Raw genomic sequence first — 24,002 nt, 5'->3', positions numbered from 1 at the left:
CGCTACACCTTATATATATAGGGGCGAGATTGCAAAGATGCAATCTCGCCCCTATTCTTTCACTTCACTATCTACCCGAAACATCCTTATCTCGTCAGCGAGAACTTGACACTCAGACCGAAGTCCTGCGTGGTGGTGGGATAACTGCTGCTCGAGAGCAGAGGAGTGTTGGTCTGACGGTCGTAGTAGAAGCTCATGGTGAGAAGCCGGTTGAGGGTGTAATCTGCCGAGAAACTCAGCTTGAGCGCCTTATTTCCGCTGCTGGCACTGCTCACCATAGAGGCTATGTCGCGCACGATGGCAGCCTGACGGCGGAAGCTGAAATCAAGACGCAGGTTGAGGTTCTGGTTGGTTCCAGAGTTGCGGTTGCTGGCGGCCGCGTTGCTCTGATTCTTGTTCTTTCCCTTCGACTTAATGGCTCGCTTTCCCCTGCCGAAAAGGCTGAGGTTGTTGAGACGATAGCCCATTCCTACGACCCAGTCCTTGCTGAGCGCCTCGTTCACCTGCACACTCGTCATGCTGAGACTCAGTACGCGCGTCTGACGATACTCAGCCTTGAGCGTCATATTGTTGTTGAACGTCATGTCGACACCCATGAGTGGCGAGAACGACTCGTTGATGCTTACCTGCGAGATATTGAACATACTGCTCGGTGTGACACTGCCTGTCGCCGTGTCGTCGATGAAGCCTATTCCGTTCATATACTCCTGAAAGGTGCTGTAGGTGTTGTAGCTTCCTATGGCGAAGATGCTCTTATAGGAGTGGTTGATGTTGATGCTCTTGAAGTGGTCGCGCAGCCAGGGCAGCTTGCCCAGTCCGCTGTAACGGACAGTCCAGTTGGGCAGCAGACGGCTGAGTGCGGGGAAGAGCGAGAGCGACGAGCCTCCCATGCTGGTATAGGCATCAAGGAACGCCGGAATCATCACGTCGCCGCTGTACTTGTTGACAGGCGTGCGCGAAGCATCAAACTTGCCTCCAGCCAGAGCCGACCCTGCCGGATAGACTGCGTCGGCATAACGCGCCTCCACCTTGTTGCGGTAAGACTCGAGCGAGTTGACAAACTTTTCGAAAGTCTTGCTCTTGTAGCCGCTGCTTGCCGAGCCCATTCCCTCGAAGGCAGAGCCTATCGAGATGGTAGTCATGGTGAAGGTTCCGCTCTCCGTGGTGGGCGTTCCCTCGTACATGTACTGCATGCTCTTCTGCACAGTCTTGGTGCGCGAGGCGTTGAGGTCTATCTTGAGATTTCTCACCGGTTCGAGCGTCATGCGCAGTTGCAGGTCGTTGGTGGTGCTGCTGGCAGCAGGTGTGGCGATGGTGTCGTTCACCAAGAGCCAGTCGTTGCGTCGTGCCTTGTCTATATAGCTGTCGTCCACCATACCGAAGGCGAAGTCGAGGCCTGGCGAGAGTACGCCCTGCTTGGTCTGTCCGAAGGCGTCGCCGATGGTGGGCAGGAATCCTGGCAGCGTGAGTTGATAGTTGTTGCGATAGGTGAAGCTGATGTTGCGCACCATCATGGCCGTGCGTGCCACAGCCTGCATGGTCTTGTACCAGCCCTGGTTCTCGAGCGGTTCCTTCGGCAGCACGGTGAGTTTCACCTTGGTGGCAGTGTCTACCTTCGAGATGAGTTTTATCTGGTTGGCGTTCACCTTCTTGTATTTCAGTTTCATCACCTTTCCGTCCTCAGTCTTGGCGGTAACGATGAGTCGCTTGCTGTTCTTGCCGTGGTTCACCTTGATGATGGTGTCGGGCATGAGCACCACTTCCTTCTCGAAGGCACGGCGGTTCTTGGGCAGTGCTTTCTTCTGCTGCTCTGCCTTCTTGTTCTGCTTGCTCCGCCATTGTTTCTCAGCCTCGTCGGGGTCTTTTCCGGCAGCCTCGGCTTCCTTTCTCACCTTTTGCAACTCCTGTTTCTGTCGCTGTGCCTCCTGCTTCTGCTTGGCTTTATCCTGCTTCTTGCGCTGCAGTTGCGATCTTGACGGCTCGCGGTCGAAGCGCTGGTTGGCCTTCTTGAGGAAGGGCACATGGTTGTAGAGTTTCACCAGGTTGAACGATCCGTTGAGTGTCACGTCGCGGTTGGTGTTGATGGTGTTTCCGTAGTTGTTACCGTCCTCGTCGTCGGTTCCCTTGTTCCAGGAATAGGTCGAGTTGTAGTTGGCGTCGGCGTTCACCCAGTCGAATACGGGCAGCAGGTTGAGCGGCAACTGATAGGATGCGGTAAACGTCTGATTGTAGTCGAGCGGTGTACCGAGGTGCTTGATGCTTGTCCACACTGAGTCCTTCCAGGCATGATACTGGTCGGGATAGAGGTCTTTGTTGACGGGTGTGTAAGGCTCCTCTATCTGTGCGTGTGTAGCGCTTCGGAAATTGGCGTGCAGGTTCTTGGTGAGGTCCCAGCGCACGGCGAACTCTCTGTTCCAGAGGAACTGCTGGCTGAACGAGAGCGGCAACTGCGTGTTCTCTGTCGACTCCATGTCGCGCTCCTGCAGCTCGTAGTAGTTGCGCGTCATCTCGGTGTTGAACGCCACATTCTGCGGCAGCCAGTTCAGTCCGAATCGCTTCAGTATGTCGAGCCACTTGCTGCGGTTCTTTATCTTCTTGAACGGCTCCCACGCCTTGTAGACCGGAGTCCACGAATAGTCGAGCGCTCCACGCCAGTTGTCCTCTTTCTCGTAAACGGTGGTCTCGCCCGTGGTTCGCTGGTGCGAGTGGCTGTAGGAGAAGGAGAAGTTGGCAGGGTCGTATGGCATGGGGTGACGCTTGGTGGAGATTCCTACCCTTGCGTTGGAGATGGAGAAGTTGGTATTGGTGACCTTTGTCACGGCGATACTCTCTATGGAGTCGCGCTCGTGTCGCGATCCAGCCGCGTCGAGTGCGTCCTTGAGTTCCATGTCGGTGTCCATCGGGTTGTACTTGGGCGAGGTCTTCTCCTTGGTGATGCTGTAATATAAAGGTATGCTCACCTTGGCCTTGTCGGGGAAGAACTTTCCGAGCTCGAGGTTGGTGGTGACGCTGTACGAACTGTAGGTGTCGGTGGATCGGCTTGCCACTCCGTCCTCCAGACCGCCGAATCCCTCGCTCTGATATTTACCTGTGGCGTTGACGCTTCCCAGGTCAGAGAGCTGCACATTGAGGTTTCCGTTGGCAGCCCATCCGCCCTTGCTGTTGTGGTCGAGCAGACGCAGCTCGTTGACCCACACCTCCACACTCTTGATTTCTCCGGCGTTGTTGCGCACGCCTATCATCATGGTTTTCACCTCTCCGAGTGTAGGATTACCCATGATGGTGATCTTGTTGTTGGGATGGTTGGAGTCGTAGGCCGAATAGGGTGCCGAGAAGGAAGCCATGCCTTGCGACTTGGCCTGGTTGCGCGCCTTCTTGAGTGCGGTGAAGACGGTGAGCGCCACGTCGAGCATGTTCTCCTCGGGCCACACGGCACGGCAGTCCTCGTAGCTGTATCGGCTGTAGTTGTTGCGTGCCGGTGTGAGCTTCAGCGGTATTTCGTACTCGTAGTAGTTGTTCTTGTAGTCGCTTCCCAGACGGATGAACACCGAAGCTTGGTTGTCCTGCAGCGAGGTGACGTCCTGCTCCAGGGCGTTGGCGTGAACAAACATCTGCATGCGCTTGTACTGTCGCAGGTCGAGGGTGGTGTTCTTGTACACCGCCTTGGCCTCGCCCGTGCTCAGGTTCTTGGCCACGAGGCTGAGCGACTGCTCGTTGGCCTCGACGAGCTGTGGCTGCGTGGGGTCTTGCTCGCGCTGTACGCCCGGTGGCAGCACGTAGTTGACAGGTGTCTTCTCGGCATTCTCCTCTATGCTCACCGCACTGGCCTCGAGCGTGCCGCTGTTGGCAGCGCCCAGCAGCTGGTCGTAGGTTCTCCACTCGCCCCTTACCAGGTCGAGTGTGCCGAAACGCAGCACGATGGGCTTGCGGAAGTTGGTGAGGAACATGCGCATGAAGCGTATGCTGGAGAAGTCGTTGATGTTGCCTTCCTTCTTCTCGTACTGGTCTACGGGAATGCGGAACTGATACCAGGTGACGGTGGGCTTGCTGCCGTCGCGCAGTGTGGGCGTGTAGCTTCGCTTGTCGACGATGAAGTTGGAGCCCACCTGCAGGTCTTCTGGTCGTATGCTCACGTGATACTGATAGTATTTCTCGTATTCGTTGAGGGTGAAGTCCTGGTTGATGTCCTCCACGTCGGGCGTCGACTTGTAGGAAGTGTCGTAGCTCTCGGTGCGGCTGTCGCTGTCGGGCGAGTTGCCCTGTGGGTTGTTGATAAACTTGTATCTGTACAGGATAGGTGCCTTCATCTGGTCCCAGTCGCTGCCACGGTAGTAGTGGTAGTCGTCGCGAGCAGGGTCATTGTAAATGCTGTCGAACACCGCCTGGTTCACCTTGCCCTGTATCTGGCTGAGATAGGCGTTCTTGTAGTAGTCGCGTTCCTCCTCGTCGTTGAGTCCGTTGAATCCCACGTCCTGCAGTGCGCGACTTCCCTTCGTGGTGGCGAAGGCATAGGTCACGGTGCTCTGGGCGGGAATCTTTCCCCACTGTGTGTAGGTGAAGTTTGACGTTCCGTCCACGGGCATTCCGCTCTCATAGAATTTCTTTCCGTCGCGCAGGATGTCCTCGCTTATCTCGCCGAGGTTGATATAGAAGTCGCCGCCATACTGGGAAGCGTCGGCCTGCTCGCGCGAGTAGATGAAGGGGTCGAGCATCCAGAACTCGATGTACTCCACGTTGGCCTGCTCGAAGTCGTTGGTGTCGAGTTTGCGCATCATGCCTCCCCAGTTCTGCTGTGGCATGGCGAGGGTTCCGTCGGGCTGCAGGTCGGGGTTGAAGTTGTAAGGACCTGGCTCGGCAGGATAGTAGGCGAGGTTGAGCACGCTCAGCGTGTTGGTGGCTCCGCTGTAGGAGCTTTGCTGGCGCAGTGGGAAGAGCTCGCGCACATAGACCTCACGCACATAGTGATTGGACAGCTGTGCCAGGTCACTCTTGATGTGTCCTGGTGTGAGCGAGCTGCCCCGTCGTGTGAAGAGCGGGTCGATGGTGTACCAAGCCAGACGACTGCGTCGGAATCCGCTGGTCAGCCCCGTCTTGTCGTTGTAGTCCTGACGGAAGTTTGACGAGGGCACGCTGGAGAGCACCCACGATGTGGGCGACATGACGTCGATGGTGTTCTTGGTGTTCTCGAAGTCGTCGAGATAGGATGCGTTGTCCTGCGTTCCGCTGGCCTGTCCGGCAAAGAGTTTGGCAAACTCGCCTGTGAACGAGATGTAGGATGGCTGCGTGAGGTGCAAGAACGGTATTTTGTCGAGCATGTTGGTGAGCCACTGGCTCTCGCGCTTCCAGTTGAGGTTGAAGCCCACGAGGGTGTTTCTGAGAGGCTCTGCGCCCATGGTCACCTTGGTGGTGAGGGCCTGTTCGGTGAGGTGCTGCAGGGTTCCGCTGATCTGGAAGTTCTTCGAGAAGTCGTACTCCCAGTTCACGCCAAACATGGTTTTGCGCATCTGTCCGTAGTCGGTGTTGCTCTCGAGCGACACGTTGACGGGTGTTCCAGCATCGATGATGCTCTGGTTGAGGATAGTAACCTCGCCGGCATTGTAGTCCACCGCATAGTCGGAGCCTTCGGTGAGGGTCACACCTCCTGCCGTGACGAGCACCGAACCCTGTGGCACGTTGTATGCGCCTAAGGAGATGACGTTGGCGGAGGTTCCGCGAAACTGTCCCACGAGTTGAAATTTGTTCTTCTCGGCTATCTGCTTCGCCACGGTCTTGGTGCTGTCGTAGAGTTCGGTGAAGGCGTACTTTTTCGCCACCTCCTCGGCGATGCCCTTGCCCTTGAGATAGGTGTAGAGATAGCTTCCGAAAGGCTCGGCCTTGGGGATGAAGACGCGTCCTTCCGATACGGTGTAGCCAGCCACGTAGTCGTAGTAGCCGTTGCTGTGGGGATTGTTGTTGTTGTCGAGTCGGTCGGCTCCCAGCACCTTGATGATGGGCTGGTCTTTCACCTTAGCCTCGGGAATGTAGTTGAGGTAGACGCCCGTAGAGTCGCTCTGATACTTCACGTCGAGTCGGAACTTCTCCTTCTCCACCTGCGATGCGAGGTAATACACGTTCTTCATCATCAGGTCCCAGTTGCCCTGCTGCGGGTTGTTGCTGGTGTTCTTGAGCGACTTGACGAAGAGTCCCTGTCGGGTGTCGGTGATGTCGGATGCGAACTCGCCCACCTGATAGGTAACACCGCCGTAGGTGTACTCGTAGGCTACAGCCAGCACCTGGTCGGTCTGCAGTCCGCTCCTCAGCGACACGTAGCCGAGGGCAGTGTTCACCGTATATTCCGACGAGGAGAGCAGTCTGGCGCTCTCCAGCTTCTCGAAGTCGTCGCCGCCCTTCAGTCCTGCTCCTTCGAGCACGGTGGCGGCCTGGTCGATGTCGCGTGCTGCGGCATACTGGTTCACCATGGCGTCGTACTCGCTGTTGGCTCTGTTGGAGGGCACGGCCGCTCCTGCAGCCGCCCACATGGGGTTGCTTATCTTCGAGGTCTCGCCCAGGTCGGTGAGGGCTATGATGTTTCGGGTGTTGGTGGTGGTGGCAGTCTTGTTGGTTACCCAAATCTCCACTCGGTTGATGGTGACGCCAGTGGTGAGGTTGGGCAGTTTCTGCATCCATGCGTCGTAGTGGTCGCGGAAGTATCGCGAGAGGAAGAAGTGTCGGTTCTCCTCATAGTCGGCCACATTGATCTCGAAGGGTGTGAGCTGCACGCCTCCCTTCGACGACACGCTCTTCGACGACGATTTCTTTTGCGACAGGACGGTCTGCAGCTTCAGTTTGCCAAACTGCATATCGGTGCGCACACCGAAGAGGCTGCTGGCACCGCGGATAAGCGACGAGTTGGAGGGGAACGACACGTTGCCTGCCTCCACGAGCTTGATGATCTCGTCTTCCTTGCCGTCGTATTTCAGCTTCATGTTCTGCGCGTCGTAGTCGAAGGTGGCGTCGGTGTTGTAGTTGAGATTCATGTTCACCTTGTCACCCACCTTTCCGTTGACGTTGAGGTTGATCTTCTCATCAAACTCCATCATCGTGGTCTTGCGGTTGCGGATGGGCAGCGAGGGGTTGTCCACACTCTTCTTGTTGATGCCAAACTTCAGCTCGGCAGTTCCCTGCGTGCGCACTCGGATGCCTCCGGGACCGAAGATTTTCTCGGCAGGTCCCAGGTCGAAGTGCATGTCGGTGAAGTCAAATTTCTCCTTTCCCTTGGCCTTGTATATCTCGTCGTTCTGCTTGCGGTAGTAGGCACGTCGCTCGTTGAGCTCGCTCCATGCCATGTACTCGGCAGGCGTCATCATGATGGGAGCCGAGAGCCATGCGCCGCCCAGCTTGTTGCCGATGACGTAGCGGTCCAGCGTGTCGTTGTACTCCACGTGATATTTCATGTTGTCGGGGCGCTGCAGGTCTAACGGACTCTGATACAGGTCGCCCGTGCTGATGGGCTGTGTGCGCTGTACGGGCCATCGTGTGTGCAGCAGCGAGTCGGGTATGGTGTCCTCGTCGGCGAGGATGGGCTGGGCCGTGATGCCGGGCTTTCCTGCTGCCGTGGCAGCCTTTTTCGTCGTGGCAGCCGTCTGCTTCCTACTGGCTGCGCTGGCATTGCGGTTCTGTGCAGCTCGCTGCCGCGTCCTGTTGTCCTGCCAGTACGACAAGCCAAAGGCATTGCCGATGACCGAGACCATCAGTAATGCCATCAACAGAAAGGCATATTTATATTTTCGTCTTATCAACATCTACACTCGTTTCTTCTTTTTCGTCATTTTATTCGTTTCAGAGCCGTCTTGATCACCTGTTCCACCTTCAGGTCGGGCTGTTCTTTCAGGATGTCGACCACCACCTTGGACGATGGCGCTGGCGAGAATCCGAGCATGGTGAGTGCGCTCACCGCCTCGTCCTTCACGTCATTGTTCACCATGTCCACGTTTCCTCCGTTGGCAGGCAGCTCGTCGGCTATTCCCATGCTTACGATCTTGTCCTTTAGGTCGATGATGATGCGCTGGGCAGTCTTCAGTCCTATGCCCTTCACGCCCTTGAGCATCGCCTCGTTGGCAGTGGAGATGACGTTGCACAGCTCGCGTGGCGACATCGACGAGAGAATCATCCTCGCCGTGCCGGCTCCCACACCCGATACAGTGATGAGAAGACGGTAAAGCTCTCGCTCCTGCTTCGAGGCAAAGCCATAGAGGGTGAACGAGTCGTCTCTTCCACCTGTCACCAGTACTTCGTGAACGTACAGTTTAGCCTCTCTCTTACCCTGTATGGCAGTATATGTGTTGAGCGAGATACTGAGCGCATAACCCACGCCCGCGGTCTCGATAACGGCCTGTGTCGGCGTCAGCTCGGTCAGGTCGCCATGTATATATTCAATCATGATTGTCGTTAATAATTTTATGATTTCACATCTCTCGTCATCGCGCCCATGCGCATGCGATTATATAATAAACGCACATTCGGCGCTATTATTGCCAAAGAGGGGGAAAATGTTTTTGCTCCACTTTTGCAAATGAGAAAATTAAAAGAAGTTAGAGAAGCTCAAGAATTCAACTCCTGCATTTGCCCTCCTTCTTTCAATCTGTAAGCATTCTCACCCCACCATCCTTACACTATCCTACAAAAACATACCTAAAAGCTATGATTTTACAACTTTTTGTCGGTTCTTATAGTTAAAAAACTATTAAAACGTTCGTTTTCTCGAATAAAAGCTATACTTTTGCAACCGGAAACTGAACAAACAACAAATAAAAGAAAGAATACAATGAAGAAATTTAGAGCAGCCGTAGTAGGTTACGGCAATATCGGTAAGTTCACCGTCGAGGCACTCGAGGCAGCTCCCGATTTTGAGATTGCAGGCATCGTACGCCGTCAGGGCGACAAGAACAAACCAGCCGAACTGGCTGATTATGATGTAGTAGACGACATCACCAAGCTGAAGAACGTGGATGTAGCCATCCTCGCCACTCCTACCCGTTCCTGCCCAGAATACTCTGCCAAGATGGTGGCTCTCGGCATCAACACCGTCGACAGCTACGATATCCATACCGGCATCCTCGACTATCGTACAAGCCAGATGGAAAACTGCAAGAAGGCAGGCAAGGTGAGCGTCATTTCTGCTGGCTGGGATCCAGGTTCTGACTCAGTAGTGCGCGTGCTCATGGAAAGCCTTGCTCCTAAGGGTCTTACCTATACCAACTTCGGTCCTGGTATGAGCATGGGCCACTCTGTTTGCGTACGCAGCAAGCAGGGTGTCAAGGAGGCTCTCTCTGTCACCATCCCATTGGGCGAGGGCATTCACCGCCGCATGGTGTACGTAGAGTTGGAGGAAGGCGCCAAGCTCGAGGACGTAACTGCCGAGATTAAGGCCGACCCTTACTTCGCTCACGACGAGACCCACGTCTTTGCTGTAGCCTCAGTCGATGATGTCAAGGACATGGGCCATGGTGTGAACCTCGTTCGCAAGGGCGTTTCGGGCAAGACTCAGAACCAGCGTTTCGAGTTCAACATGAGCATCAACAACCCTGCTCTCACTGCTCAGGTATTGGTCAACGTGGCTCGCGCCACCTTCCGTCTGCAGCCAGGCTGCTACACCATGCCCGAGATTCCAGTCATCGACATGCTCCCTGGCACTCGCGAGGAAATTGTCGCCACACTCGTGTAAGATTGTTTTCAGCAAATATTCTGTTCCCCCTGCCCATCGGCAAGGAACATGAACCCCAAAAGAGGGTGTGTCACAGACTTATGACACACCCTCTTTTGCCTTTCGGCATCTGAACACATTATATATATTGTATGTGTGAGTTACTACTCATCACCAGCCATTATACCCCCTCACTCTCTATTTCCAACAATTTTATTGTTGGCTTGATATATTTCTTCATTATTTTCTATCTTTTTATTTATTATACACTACTTTCTTGCCGTTCACGATGTAGATCTCGCCCTTCTGAGGAGCAGCCACCTTGCGACCCATCAAGTCGAAGTAAACCTTAGGCTGTAGGTTGGCTTGGTCGTAAATGCCCTTGTTAGAGCCATCGCCGTTGATGCGGTCGATGCCCGTAGACTCACCATTTTCGAATACCATGCTGTAAACCTTGGCTTCGCCGAATCCGTCATCACCTCCACCGATTTCAGTAGAACTCAGGTCGAGATAAGCACTATAAGCACCCACCTTCAAGGTCGTATTGTCTGCCGCTACAGGATGGAAGTTGCCATCGGTTTGGAGGATATAGCTGCCACCCTTAGCCACCATGCTTTCGAAGGTTCCCTTCAAGAGGCTTCCCTCGTTCTTAGGAGCAGTAACTGAAGATGAAGCAGCTGCATCCACCTCGAATGTAATGACGCTCATATCATTCTTGCCTTCGAAGTCCACACCTTCGAGATAGCGATGATATACGTAAGGCACTCCTGGCTCAATGCTCTTCGCCTCAGTCAAGGTAATCGTACCCTTGTTCTTATCTGCATTCTTCACCTGATAGAGTTTGTCGAAACCTGTGAAGCAGCCTGCTACGAGGCTACTGCCCACTGGCACACAGAGCGTGCCATATTCCGACGTCTTGTTGATGCTGACGTATGGCTTCACGGCTTGGCCTGCTTCTTTTACTCTCGAGCAGTTCTTTGAAGCCCAATAAGTTGCGGGCGAACAATAGAGCGTCGCCGAACAGTCACCAAACATATTCACACTTGCATAGAGTTTGCTCAGCCCCTCCAAAGAGAACTTATCTCCCAAATAAATTGCCTCAAGTTTTTGACATTCAAAAAACAAACTTGTGCTCTGAGTAACCAACTGAGTATCGAAATTAGACAAATCTAAGGATGTAAGGCTCTTGCAGGAAGCAAACATACAAGCAATATCCTTAACCTTCGAAGTGTTAAATCCTGATAGATCCAAAGAGGAAAGGTTTTCGCAATTTTGGAATACAGCTTGCATGTTCTTCACGTTCTCTGTATTGAACTTAGACACGTCGATATGTGTAAGACCTTTACATGATGAAAACATTCCGGTCATATATCTCACACGATGCATATCAAAATTTGAAACAGATAAGTTTGTCAATTTCCAACAACCAGCAAACATCCACATCATACTTCCCACATTGCTTGTATCAAAACTTGAAACATTCAAGTATGTCAAATTATTGCAACCAAAGAACATGTATGACATGCTTAAGACATTGTGAGTATCAAAAGTTTTCAAGTCTAAAGAAGTAAGACTTTTGCAGTTATAGAACATATTCCACATGTCTGTAACCTTAGAAGTATTCAGATTCTCTATTCCATCAATCGCTTCCAACTTCTCACATTCCATAAACCAAGAATTGCAAGACTTAGGACGTGCAGACGCAAACGAGACATCAAATACAACTCTGACAATATCAGCTTTATGCTCAGTAATCCACCCAGGTTCCTGAGAGCGATTCATTTCATACTCTCCATCGCCCAACTCGCCCTTCTCACCATAATAAAAGGTGAGAGACTTGACTGAATTGTCATACTTTGCCCATGCCTTCTTAGCAGCATAAGCACTCAATTCGCCCCCCCAGAGGAAAACGATAAAGAGGACGAGGAGCGTCCTCCATACAATACTTTTACTTTTCTCCATGATTTATTTTTGTTTATAATTAATTCAAGCTATGCATCCACAACTCGTCTACTATTCTTGTGCAAACTTTCTTACATATATTCTCTCATTGCCATTATATATACTATAAATCCCAGGATGATGACGAAAGTCAATCCGAGAAACAGATAGATATAATATCTTCCTCTCTTGATGAAATCACAGAAGCTGTAACGAGCCTTGTAGTTTTCATCAAGATATATCCTGTAGTCTTGAACCATGGCATAGCTCATGACTATGGCGAACAGCAGAAGAAACAATGCCACTATAAAAATAGCCTGTTCCTCTTTCGTGAGAGTCTCTATCATATTTCCCATGGCGCAAAAATAGTGTTTTTCTTCGGAAAAAGGTGTCCACTTCCCCCACTTAGGTGTCTACTTCCTACAAAATAGGTGTCTACTTGGTGGGGGAAGTAGACACCTAAGGCGTGATTTTATTGTATTTTCGCTCATTTGTACAAATTCGAGATAGCATACAATGGGTTAATGGCGATTCGCCTACCTGCTATCTTTCTCTTCATATCTTTACACTTTTAGACACATAAAACAGTCGGATTATTACACTTTTCGACACATACGACCAAATAAACATTGAGCATAAAGTGGAATATTAAGATATTTTAAAACAATAAGATGCTGAGAAACTGAAATATGAGGAATAAAAGTACTGATTTTATTCATTCTATCCATCGTATTGAATAAAATCAGCACTTTTTTATTCAATACGATGGATAGAATGAATATTTTTTGTATCTTTGTCTCGGTTTAATCAATTCATCTGAAGAGAAATGAGAACAATTATCAGTAACCAGAAAAAGGAACGGGATATTCTGCTTTCCCGTCCTTACCTTACACGTCATACCAAATATGATGAGGATGAACTGTTGGCAAGCAAGCAAATCAAGTTGATAACGGGTCCCAGAAGAACTGGCAAATCGACAGAGGCTTTGCTGATGCTGAAAGGCAGGAACTTTGCCTATCTGAATTTTGATGACGGCAAACTCCTGAGTGCATGGGACGATGATTTGGTTTGGGAAACATTACATGCCGTTTATCCCAACTTCGAGTATCTTCTGCTTGATGAGGTTCAAAATCTGGATGGTTGGCATTTATGGGTTTCCAAACTTTACCGCATGGGAATCAACATGGTTATTACGGGAAGCAACGCCAAATTGCTGAGTAGCGAAATGGCAACATTGCTCACAGGCAGATATATCCAAATAGAGATGCTGCCTTTCAGTCTTTCTGAATTCTTTATCTGGAACCACAGAAATCTTTCGGAAGTATCAGAGATGAAAGACAGCGCATCAGACCTCTCGCTTATTGCAGACTATCTGCACCATGGTGGCTATCCAGAGACTGTAGCAGCAAGAAGCCTGACCCAAAACTATCTCTCCACACTCTTTGATTCCATCATTTGGAAAGACATTGCCAAGCGTCATAAAGTACGCAATGTAGAGGATTTGAACAACCTGGCCATGTATCTGGTTTCTAACTTCTGCAATCCATTCAGTGCCAACGAACTGGCAGAAACGCTGGGATTTTCAAGCGTAGCAACCACCAAGAAGTTTATGGGATATTTAAGTGAGCCCTATCTCTTGTATTATCTGCCACGTTACAACAACAAGTTGAAAGTAATGAAGAAAGCTCCACAAAAAGTATATGTGGTTGACAATGGTTTTGTAGAAGCCAAGGCTTTTAGTGTGAGTGAGAACTTAGGCAGGTTATTGGAGAATCAGGTTTTTATAGAGTTGGTTCGCAGGGGATATCATGCAGAAACATCACTTTTCTATTATCGCTCCCGTAATGACAAGGAGACTGATTTTGTTACAAGGCAGGGTGCTCATGTAGAAAGTCTTATACAAGTATGTTATGACCTCTCATCCGAACGAACGCTCAAGCGGGAAGTAGATAGCATCATTGAATGTGCGGGGGAACTCAAATGCTCCAATCTGATCATTGTCACGATGAATGAGGAAAGAATAATTGAGAAAAATGGTTATAAGGTCAAGATTTTGCCTATATATAAGTTTTAATGAGCTGCAACACTGTGGATACCGATTTGCTAACAAGGATTTTCTACCGATATGTTCTTAGTTCTTCTATCGGATAGCCACGCTTTTTTCTCCTAAAACACTTGCGAAACTTGAATCTTATAATATTTAAATAGGAGAAAAATTGGGCAAAGAAGCCCTTTTCTCCTCAAAAAACTATATATTTGCAAACAATTAAAACAATATCGCAAATGATATGAGAACAGAGGAGTCAGCATCCCGAGAAGCAGTTCCTGGTAACACCCATCGGTTGCGGCATTGCCAGCTTTGACCCAGAGGGCATCGCCCCACTGTTCAAGGAGGCAAAGGTGATAAAAAACATCACCTCCCCGAGAGTTTCTGGGAGGTGATGGAGTAAATGTCAAAAAGTACATATCGATGTAGCGAATGTTTCGCAAGTTGAGTCAATTATTTCACGTACTTCTTTCCATCCTTGATATAGATGCCGCTTTCTGGCTCCTGACTCAACTTGCGACCTTGCAAGTCGTAGATGCCATGCAGAATATGTTCCTCTGCGGTATTCACATTCTCTATGCCAGTAGCATAACCTTCACCTATCACATAAATAGGCATAGTCTTAGCATCGGAAGACAAAGGTTCATCTGCACCTCCGAAAGGATTCTCGCGTATAGTTACATTCATGTACCAACTTTGTGGCGCAGGCACATCATCGTCAGTTCGCAAGACCAGTCCACCATCTTTTATGATGTAATTGATAGCATCCTCCGAGTTAGACGCAAGGTCTTTATTGGCTTGATAAACACCATTAAAAACATATTTTCTTGTCATACTCATACAGTCGATAAATTTTTCCTTCGATGCAGAAAGCGTGACATCTGCCAACTCGATGGTCTTTTCTCCATCACTCTCACACATGATCAAGCTTGGATAGTTTGCTTTAGAGGAACCAGACTTCAACTTCTGGACGTTCAGTCGCGTAATAGTTTCATTGACCACTTCGATGTCCACTGGGGTTGCCACGTTTAAGCCATTGCTTGTCAACTGTTCAAGACTCATCCTAAATGGCACATAGAGTGATTGCCACTTGTAGGCATCAAATGTACGAATGTACTTGAAGTCAGCCACCTCTATATCTACCGGGCTATTATAAGCCTCGCCATCTGTGAGCGTCACTGCCTCGGCAGTGTACTTGCCATCAGCGTAGATCAGTTTCAGGTTGTTGCCAAGGATGCCACAGAAGTCTTTAATGTATTTTATGTTCTCATTGTTTGCATTGCAGTTGATACATACATCCCCATAGAGTCCATTGGCATCTGGGTGTCCAGCCATCTCAAATACGTGTGGAACAGCTCCATCCTCACCGAAAATGCTATTATCATTGGTATAAACATCAGTTATCTTGTCACATTCCTTACCATGATATACAGTATTGTCACCAGTAGATTTCAACACAGGATAAGCATCACCATTCTCACCAAGTTTCTGATACCAAGCCAAATCGCCAGAAGTTTTATTGTCATTTAACGCCAATGCCACCTCGCCACTCTTTATCTGCTGTTTGGTGAATGCCTTGACCACGTTCGCTTCTTCCTTTCCGTCTTCGAAAGCCAGACTTCCTGTACCAACTATTTTGATGTTCTCAGATGAGTTGTTCAGCAAAGCCTCCTTGTTGTAAGTTACAATACCCTTTGCGGTTAGTGTACCACCTACATAACCTATAATGATTCCTGAAGAGCCATTTGTATTCGTCACATCTCCATAACTGAACACATTCTGGATACTGCTGTTTTTCAATGTACTTCCTGCTATGCCACCGGCATACCAACCTGTGCTTGTAATCTTGCCATAGTTGGCGCAATCTTCGATACTTGTTACATAAGCATAACCTATGATTCCACCAATATAGCTACCATCGTTTTCAACGGTTCCATAATTGGTACAGCGCTTGATGTTTCTTTCAGTGCAACTACCTGCAATTCCGCCAACAAGCCTTGTACCCTTCACGCTGGAGCGATTCTCGCAGTTTTCGAGATTTATTTTGGCACTTCCAACGATACCGCCAGTATCTTCTTGTCCTATTACAGTACAATTGTTTGTGGTTTTAATGCCCTTTATATGTGCTGGAGAATTTGTGGATGCGTATGCATATCCTGCCAAGATACCAGTGTACATTGTCTTCGTGCCTGTAGTGCTCACATTCTCCACCTTGGCATAGTCAAAGATAAGGTCTTGGATAGTCGCACCTTCAGTAAAGCCGAAAAGCCCCACATGGTTTTGTGCTGTCTTGATATAGAGATTGGAGATGGTGTGTCCCTGACCGTCCATATTTCCCTTCCACCGATTATTGTCATTGCCTATTGGAAGCCAACTCAAGAGTTCCTTGCCGTCTTCAGCCGCATGGCAGTAGTTCTGTAGGTCGATATCCGCAGTCAACATGGCAGATGCATAAGGGTGAGTAGTTCCAGATACTTCGCCTTCGTCCACAATAGTTCCGTTCACATAGTCACGGAACCACGCCAAATGGCAAGGTTTGGCTATCAGGTACACCCCACTTTCCTGTGAAGGCTTTACAGCCACATAATGCTGGCAACGCTTGCAATAGCCATCCTCATTGTTGTCGTGTCCAAGGGCAGGCTTCTCTGCAATTGTTACATCAGTCAATTCTTCTGTCAATTGGCTGTCGGAATATGTCCTAAGGCAGTCCTGACATTGCCAATATTCCTTGGTTGCCGCCTCTGTACAAGTAGCGTCTGTTGCAACGTGGTGATTTATTGTCTGTCCGTGTTGATACTTGATTGCGGAACTGGTAGTATTGTTGGTGAAACTACCTGAGACTATCTCGTACGTCATACAATTTACAAGTGAATTATCTGAATAAACTGTATGTTCCGAACCAATGACGGGATAACTGTCTCCATCATTAGCCAGATTTTGTCCCCATTTCGCTTCGCTCGAAGCGTTTTGCTGGAGCAGATAGGCAACAACACCGCTTTTCAGTTGGTCCTTTGTAAATCCTGTTGCGTTATCTTCTGAAAGATTGCCGCTTCCGAAGGCTTTTACAGTTTGCTCTTGGCTGTTTACGGTCAGCTTTGCGCCACTATAGTATGCCACCATGCCTTCAGTGACCCCTTTGCTAGAATAGCCAAAAGCCATGCCAACCTCTTGCGTGTTGTCCGTGGCAGAAACATTGCCATAACTGAACACGTTCTGTACCTTGCCTTCGCTTACGAAACCTGCCATGCCAGCAACACGATATGTACCTTTTACATCTCCATAGTTGGCGCAGTCTTGGATCGTTCCGCTACTGTAATAGCCAACCAAGCCACCTACCATATCACTTGATGCCGTTACATTTCCATAGTTGGCACAAGCGGTTATGGAATTACCTTTTCTACTATACCTGCCAAAAAGACCGCCGACAGATTTTATTCCCTGTACCGTGGTGTAGTTCACGCAGTTGTAGGCGTTACCATCAAGTTCACCTGCAATGCCGCCAGTATAATTACCTCCTTTTATCTGGCAAGTTTTTGATATTTTGATATTTTGAAGGGTGCTTCCATATCCTGCCTTACCAACCAAAATTCCTGTGTTAGATTGCGTATTTGTCACATTTGCGTTCTCAAAGGTTAGGTTCTTGATTGTGCTTTGATAGGTATAACCGAAAAGCCCCATATATTTTTGGTTCGCATTGATATAAAGGTTGGTGATGGTCTTTCCATTTCCGTCGAAAGTGCCTTGGTATAGTTTATTAGAATTTCCAATAGGCACCCAACTCTGTTCGTCTATCTTTTTAGAGGCATCAGCCGCATGACAGAAGTCCTTTAGGTCTATGACCTCAACATTTTCTGCAATCTTAGCGCAGATTTTTTTATTTCCGCCATTCACCTGATCGCGGAACCACGCTAATTCCTCAGCTGTGGTGATGATGTAAGGATTGCCTACTTTGCCATCACCTTTGGAAGGCTGCGTTTGTGCCCATGCCCCCCCCCATAAGGCATGAGGATAGCCATCACGAGCAGCAGCATCGTGAATAGCCTGTTTCTTTGTTTTTTGTTATTCATAACTGTAAATTATTATTATACTTTCTTACATATTTTCTCTCATTGCCATCAGATATACTGTCATTCCCAGGATGATGACGAAAGTCAGTCCGAGAAACAGATAGATATAGAATCTTTCTCTCTTGATGAAATCACAGAAGCTGTAGCGAGCCTTGTAGTTCTCATCAAGATATATCCTGTAGTCTTGAACCATGGCATAGCTCATGACTATGGCGAACAACAGAAGAAACAATGCCACTATAAAAATAGCCTGTTCCTCTTTCGTGAGAGTCTCTATCATATTTCTCATGGTGCAAAAATAGTGTTTTTCTTCGGAAAAAGGTGTCCACTTCCCCCACTTAGGTGTCTACTTCCTACAAAATAGGTGTCTACTTGGTGGGGGAAGTAGACACCTAAGGCGTGATTTTATTGTATTTTCGCTCTCCAGACAGTTGGGGAGCAACCTTCTTTCTCTTTGAATATGCGATAGAGATAGGAGCGTGAAGAGAAGCCACATTCGGCAGAAATGATATCGTTGTTGTAGTCGGGATAGTCGAGCATCATCTTCTTTGCCGCCTCGAAACGTACCTCGGCAAGCCAGATGCGGAAGGTGGAATTAAGGCATGATGTGAAGTAGCGTGATAACTCGTTCTTGGAAATGTTCAGCGAGCGTGACAGGGTGAACATGTTTACTGTGGTGTCTTTATAGCCCAACTCTTCGCACCACTTGTCGAGCTTCTCCTTGATGGCTGCCTGACGCTCCTGAGAAAACGATGGCAATGTTTCTTTACTATCGGCAGACTCTACATCCTGCCCATCAGAGCTTTCTGTTATTTCATCTGCGAGGGCTGCGCTTTCTTCTTCCTCCTTGTCCAAGAGTTCCTCGGTAGGAACGTAATTGTAGCCCAATGCCACGAAACTCAGATTGAAGAAAAGGATAGAGAGCAAAGCCAACGGACCTATTATATATAATAAGGTGGTGGAGAGGATGGCGAAAGGCATGGTAAGGGCAGAGAAGAACAGGACGAAAATGCTGGCTCGGGCATATTGCACGTAGGGCAGCATGTCGTCACCAGTCATCAGCTCCAACATCTTCTTGCGTTTCCGCATCTCAATCATAATCATATAGATGCAATACGCTACGTTTGCGCCGAACAATACGAGCATCGCATAGAGCCAATTGCCGATGTTAAGACTTCCGCTATTGCTGTAACCTATGCAGAAAACTGCTATGATGGCGGCATAAATGCAAGTGCATACGATGTTCATCTTTCGGCGGTTGGCATGGGTCGCCTCAATGTTGTATATGCCCATGGAGATAGTGGTGAAGCATGGGGTATAGACCAAGATATTGAAGACAGCTCCCAAGTCATCGCTTTTCGCACGAAAACCCAAGAGCATCTGCAAGAGATATTGTATGGCAAGTCCCGTCATACCTGCAAGTATCAGCCAGCGTGACCACTCATAGCGTCGGTTGACCCACTTCATGTGCAGGTGGGTGATGCCGAGGATTAGGGCATTGATGAGCATGAAGATGAAACATGCAAACTGGAGGAAATATAAAAAGTCCATCATTCTTTGATACATTCTTTATTCAACAAATCGTTTACATCCACTTTCAGCAAATCAGAAATCCGTATTAAGGTTTCCAAGTCTGGTTGGCAAGTGTTTGTGCACCATTTAGAAATGGTTGCTTGGTCTTTACCCAACATTTCTGCCAACCACTTATTTGAGCGCTTGGTTACTGCCAACATTATCTTCAATCTGTTTACATCTTTCTTTGCCATACATTATTATATAATAGGTGAATACGCTTGCAAAAGTACGAGAATAATTTCAGAAAAAGGAAAAATATTCTCAAAATGTTTACGGACCATGCAAATAGTTGAGCATTTCGCAATATTATTCCTTTCATTGATAATCATAAAATACGAGCGAAAAAGGTTGTTTTGGAGCTTTTTGAGTTACCACTAACACAGAGATAACATAAATATCATTTCATAGCCCCGAACAATCAAAAGACAAAATCGGAAAATAATTGCTTGCGCATAATTGTTTTTTTGCGGGAAAATGTATCATAGTATCATTATTTAGTACGATATCCTTATAAACATCTGATATACTGTACAATACAAGAATGATACTTTTTCGTTTATTTTACAAGAAGTATCATAGAAGTATCATAAATCACAAGAAACATCATTAAATTCGGCTTTGAGTCGATTTAAAAGACTAAAAAAGAAGTGTCTTCTATTCCTGTTTTATAAAAAACTTTAGCACCTACTCTTCCAGTATGTAAAGAATGCCAATACAAACTATGAATAAGAAGAAAGATTGACAAGCTGGATTAGGAATAAAATTACATAAGCCGTTCTGTAAGAGACCATCAGGTGGTCTGTCTTGCCCGTCAAGTGGGCACTCAGTGAACAAGCGACGGGCATCGACTGAACAAGCGATGGGCATAAACAGAACAAGCGTCGGGCATTTATTGCCCATGCGGTGTTCACAGAGTGCCCAAAAGCCGGGCGATTTTTGGGCACTCCTTGCAGATCGGCGGCTTTGCTTTTATGCATAATGCCTCATGACGATTTTGTGATACTTAAATGACTTTTTTATGATACTTCTATCAGATTAATGATACTTCTATGATACTTCTTGTAAGATAATCCAAAATGTATCATTCTTCTATCTTATTATATGTCAGTTATTTATCTCTACATTCTGCCAAAAGATGATACTTTGACACTTTTTTCATAAAAAACTTTTTACGTACGAGCACATACTCAACGATATATCCCAAAAGTATCTGATATGAAATCTTATAGATACAAAAAAATACATCACGATGTAAACTTTACCACAAAAAAATAAGAATAATTCCATATTTTCTGCTTGTTTTTTCAAGTAGAATCATAACTCAACTTTTGCCTGTCGGGAAGTTAAGGGAAGTTAGAGAGAAGTTAAGGGACAAATGTCCTACGTTTTACAGCAAAAGGCTATTGTCTCATAAGTCTGTGACGCACCCTCGAAGGACATAGGTAATACTTGAAATGTATGCAAGAACTTATCAAATATTATTTTTCAAATCCCAATATCTACTTTAAAATTCCTTTTTTTTCGATATCAGCTTAATTTTCTCCCTACTTTTTTCTTTTAATACTATGTAAAAACGAAAACTGGAGCAAAAACTCCTATTTCTCAAAGAAAAGGTATATATTTGCAAACAAATTAGAATATCGAAACGATATGGGGAAAGAAAAGGATTTTTCAAGGAAGTCTAATCTCTCACAACTGTCTGATGACGAGATTCTTCAAGGCTTCAAGGATGCTGATGCCAGAATAGTGAGGGAGTATTACTACGGATACTGCCGGGTGGCTTATTGCATCTACGATAAGCGATACGACCTGCAGAACAAGCCGGGCATGGACTTTTATTCATTGGCTCACGAATACTATCTCTATCTCTGCGAACACGGCTTCAAGCCTTTGGAGGACAGGAAGCCGAGCATGTCGCTCAAGACCTGGATGGTGAATGGTTTCCGATTCCTCTTGCTGGATAAATTGAAGGAGGTGGTGAAGGAGCACCGTTTCGAGAGTTTTGAGGCGCGACAGGAAAGCCGGAAGATGAAGTTTGACGTAAGCGACAACCAGTTTGAGCATGAACTTTATCAAACGATAGAAGAGATCGGCAATCTTTATTATGGCAGAGACAGCAAGAACAGCATCATCCTGAAGATGCTCTATATCGAGGGATTCAAGGGCAAGGACGTAGCCATGCAGTTGGGCATGACCGCCTCCGCCGTCACCCAGCGATGCCAGAAGATGATGCACGATGTGGTGATTCCTTATTTCAAGAAATACTTCGACGCTTCGGAATACAGAAGCTATCTGTCGTTCGGCGACGAAGACGCATCCGTTTCAAGTGCTCCTAAGATGTCAATGCCGAGCATGATGGCTTCGAGAATGTGCTGCGAGGAATCGGCTGATATTAGCAATAACATATTTAATAATAAAAAGAATATGGAAGATATGAAGAAGGGAAGAATCACTCCTCGCTGGATTGATTCATTAAAAGAGAACGAGATATTTGTGTTTGGCAGCAATCTGGCTGGCATGCATGGTGGTGGTGCTGCCCGCATTGCCCGATTACACTTCGGTGCCGTCATGGGCAAGGGTGTAGGCTTGCAGGGGCAGAGTTATGCCATCCCTACGATGCAGGGCGGCGTGGAAACCATCCGTCCATACGTGGAGGAATTCATCGCCTATGCCAAGCATCATCAAGAGCTACATTTCCTGGTAACCCCAATAGGTTGCGGCATCGCCGGCTTCGAAGCCGAAGACATCGCCCCATTGTTTGAGAGTGCAAAAAGGATGAAGAACATCAGCCTTCCGGAGAGTTTCTGGGAGGTGATAGAGTAATCTTCTGAAGAAAGAGTGGAATATAGGTTTTGAAAGAAAAAGGAAAAGATCATGCAGAACTTGAAAGAAACTTTAGAATCTTTTTCCTTGAGTGAGGATACACGGAGAAAAATTCTGAACGAAGACCACCCATTCGGGAATCAGGGCACCCCATTCATCCCTTCTGAATTCAAGGAAATCGCTCAGATAGCTTTAGCCGGTCACTTCCTGGTAACTGCTGGAGTCCAACAGGTAACAGTACAACCCACATGTGTGGAGTTCTACTATCACGAAGAGGCCGAGGGTGGCATCAAAGACCCCATCGTATATCATCGCAACCCCAAGAGTGGTTCTCCCAAGAGCATCTTCAAGTTGGGCATCCTGCACAACCATGTTTCCGGAATCGACATCACGTTCGAGAAGGGCACCCATCCCGAAGATGCCATCAGGGCATCCCTGCTGATACGTGAGTTTTCGGTAGATGGAAATCCACCCGACAGTCGTTCCACCTTATTATATGATATGCTTTATTCGCAAGCCTCCATCTTCGATGGCTTCTCCATCAAATGGGTTGATGGGGAAGAAAAGGCAGAGGTAGAAGCTGATGTACGCAAGAACGTGGCGAAATATGATGAAAACGGGCAGAAGATGCAGGCAAAAGAGCATCAGGAACTTCTCGACAAAGGGTTCACCCTGACAAAAGACAGGAAGCATATCCAAGACCCACGGCCATGGCAATTTAAAAAGATACAGGTATGATAGCAGATAGAGATACGAATCAGGTATTCGTTTCAGAATGGCTTCCAAAGGTTCATCCCGCATTCTTCAGCCGTTTTTCGGAGTTACTGAAGAATGTCCACATCAATATGGCTCTGTTATCAAACACAGCCGATATCTGGTGTCGTGACTACATGCCGATTCAACTAACCGAAGAGGATTTCCTGCAATATCGGTATTATCCCGATTATCTCACAAAGAAAGAATCAGACAAGCAATATATCACGGATACAAAGAGCGTGTGCTATGCTTTGAAGCTACCCAATATCCAAGCCACCGATTTGATAATAGATGGCGGGAATGTGGTAAAAGCCCATGATTGCATCATCATGACAGAGAAAGTTTTTCATGAAAACGCTCAATATCCGCAAGCAGAAGTATTGAATGAGTTGGAGCATCTATTTCATTGTGAGGTCATCATGCTTCCATGGGATAAATATGAGAAATATGGGCATGCTGATGGTATAGTGAAACCAATAGACGAGTCACGTCTTCTAATGACCAACTATGCTGATTACGACCAGGAACTTGCAGAAGAATTCGAGCGACGGCTTGGCACCCGTTTTCGGATAGAGAAGCTACATTATCATGTTCAGCGAGCAGATAAGCGAAATTGGGCATACATCAACTTCCTGCAAGTTGGCAACAACATCGTTTTGCCAGCTATCAACACAGAAGAGGATGAGCAAGCTATGGAGCAAATAAAAACATACTATCCATCATGTAATATCTACCAGTTGGATAGTGAAGAGATCATTAAACAAGGCGGAGCCTTGAATTGTATAACTTGGAATATTAAAAAATAATTTTTATGGCATTTATACATCACACAAAAGAAGAGCAAAAGCGATTCTGGGAACTCATGAATCGTTATGAAAACGAGCAAGAGGCTATCAAGAATGGATTCTTAAATGGATTCACAAGAGAAGAAATGATATTTATGGGAGAAATGAATATCGCCGAGTTTGGAAATAAGTATTATCAGCTCTGCTATTACTACATGACTGAATTAGATTATTAGCAACTAATTTAGGGGCAATGATAGGAGAATCAGCCTTCCGGAAAGTTTCTGGGAGGTGATAGAGTAAAGAATTGGAATAATACATAATTT

The 24,002-nt window shown here is 47.5% G+C and carries 14 protein-coding genes; 6 read left to right on the top strand and 8 right to left on the bottom strand.

The window, feature by feature from the left end; translation table 11 throughout:
• Nucleotides 1-86: 86 nt before the first annotated feature.
• Together sov and ruvA are read right to left on the bottom strand one after the other, a co-directional pair.
• Nucleotides 87-7,781, bottom strand: coding sequence for a T9SS outer membrane translocon Sov/SprA (sov, locus tag P3T48_RS02505; RefSeq protein ID WP_443217157.1), 7,695 nt, complete (start codon nt 7,779-7,781; stop codon nt 87-89).
• Between the two features lie 23 nt (nt 7,782-7,804).
• Nucleotides 7,805-8,419 (bottom strand): Holliday junction branch migration protein RuvA, encoded by a 615-nt coding sequence (gene ruvA, locus P3T48_RS02500; protein WP_022252730.1) that lies wholly within the window; start codon nt 8,417-8,419, stop codon nt 7,805-7,807.
• 384 nt (nt 8,420-8,803) lie between these two features.
• Between ruvA and P3T48_RS02495 the strand changes: the two genes are divergently transcribed.
• Nucleotides 8,804-9,703 (top strand): diaminopimelate dehydrogenase, encoded by a 900-nt coding sequence (locus tag P3T48_RS02495; protein ID WP_276505503.1) that lies wholly within the window; start codon nt 8,804-8,806, stop codon nt 9,701-9,703.
• Between the two features lie 234 nt (nt 9,704-9,937).
• Here the strand turns inward: P3T48_RS02495 and P3T48_RS02490 are convergent, their stop codons facing one another.
• Both P3T48_RS02490 and P3T48_RS02485 read right to left on the bottom strand, forming a co-directional pair.
• Nucleotides 9,938-11,644, bottom strand: coding sequence for a BspA family leucine-rich repeat surface protein (locus tag P3T48_RS02490; protein WP_276505502.1), 1,707 nt, complete (start codon nt 11,642-11,644; stop codon nt 9,938-9,940).
• A gap of 71 nt (nt 11,645-11,715) precedes the next feature.
• The gene (locus P3T48_RS02485) at nt 11,716-11,979 is read right to left on the bottom strand and encodes a hypothetical protein (RefSeq protein WP_276505501.1); all 264 of its coding nucleotides are present in this window, start codon (nt 11,977-11,979) and stop codon (nt 11,716-11,718) included.
• Nucleotides 11,980-12,449: 470 nt separating this feature from the next.
• Here P3T48_RS02485 and P3T48_RS02480 point away from each other — a divergent pair, with 470 nt between their 5' ends.
• Nucleotides 12,450-13,697: an ATP-binding protein gene (locus P3T48_RS02480; protein ID WP_276505500.1), complete on the top strand. Its 1,248-nt coding sequence runs from the start codon at nt 12,450-12,452 to the stop codon at nt 13,695-13,697.
• Nucleotides 13,698-14,123: 426 nt separating this feature from the next.
• On the opposite strand, the gene P3T48_RS02475 is transcribed toward P3T48_RS02480, so the two are convergent.
• The 4 genes from P3T48_RS02475 to P3T48_RS02460 all read right to left on the bottom strand — a co-directional run bounded on the left by P3T48_RS02475 (nt 14,124) and on the right by P3T48_RS02460 (nt 19,503).
• A complete protein-coding gene (locus P3T48_RS02475; protein WP_276505499.1) occupies nt 14,124-17,561 on the bottom strand; it encodes a hypothetical protein in 3,438 nt (1,145 codons plus the stop codon).
• 201 nt (nt 17,562-17,762) lie between these two features.
• The gene (locus P3T48_RS02470) at nt 17,763-18,026 is read right to left on the bottom strand and encodes a hypothetical protein (protein WP_276505498.1); all 264 of its coding nucleotides are present in this window, start codon (nt 18,024-18,026) and stop codon (nt 17,763-17,765) included.
• A gap of 116 nt (nt 18,027-18,142) precedes the next feature.
• Nucleotides 18,143-19,291, bottom strand: a complete 1,149-nt coding sequence (locus P3T48_RS02465; RefSeq protein WP_276505497.1) for a helix-turn-helix domain-containing protein — start codon at nt 19,289-19,291, stop codon at nt 18,143-18,145.
• Entirely contained in the window at nt 19,288-19,503 is a 216-nt protein-coding gene (locus P3T48_RS02460) for a helix-turn-helix transcriptional regulator (RefSeq protein WP_022251786.1), read from the bottom strand. The genes P3T48_RS02465 and P3T48_RS02460 overlap by 4 nt, the downstream gene beginning before the upstream one ends.
• Nucleotides 19,504-21,736: 2,233 nt before the next feature.
• Here P3T48_RS02460 and P3T48_RS02455 point away from each other — a divergent pair.
• The 4 genes from P3T48_RS02455 to P3T48_RS02440 all read left to right on the top strand — a co-directional run bounded on the left by P3T48_RS02455 (nt 21,737) and on the right by P3T48_RS02440 (nt 23,912).
• On the top strand, nt 21,737-22,135 hold the full coding sequence (locus tag P3T48_RS02455) for an A1S_2505 family phage non-structural protein (RefSeq protein WP_194253553.1): 399 nt from the start codon (nt 21,737-21,739) through the stop codon (nt 22,133-22,135).
• Between the two features lie 51 nt (nt 22,136-22,186).
• A complete protein-coding gene (locus P3T48_RS02450; protein ID WP_276505496.1) occupies nt 22,187-22,873 on the top strand; it encodes a hypothetical protein in 687 nt (228 codons plus the stop codon).
• 107 nt (nt 22,874-22,980) lie between these two features.
• Nucleotides 22,981-23,697: an agmatine deiminase family protein gene (locus P3T48_RS02445; protein WP_276505495.1), complete on the top strand. Its 717-nt coding sequence runs from the start codon at nt 22,981-22,983 to the stop codon at nt 23,695-23,697.
• Nucleotides 23,698-23,702: 5 nt separating this feature from the next.
• Nucleotides 23,703-23,912, top strand: coding sequence for a hypothetical protein (locus P3T48_RS02440; RefSeq protein ID WP_276505494.1), 210 nt, complete (start codon nt 23,703-23,705; stop codon nt 23,910-23,912).
• Nucleotides 23,913-24,002: the final 90 nt, after the last annotated feature.

The sequence above is a fragment of the Segatella intestinalis genome, assembly GCF_029348455.1.
In the GTDB taxonomy this organism is placed as follows: Bacteria; Bacteroidota; Bacteroidia; order Bacteroidales; family Bacteroidaceae; genus Prevotella.
This window is presented reverse-complemented; position numbering and strand designations above follow the sequence as displayed.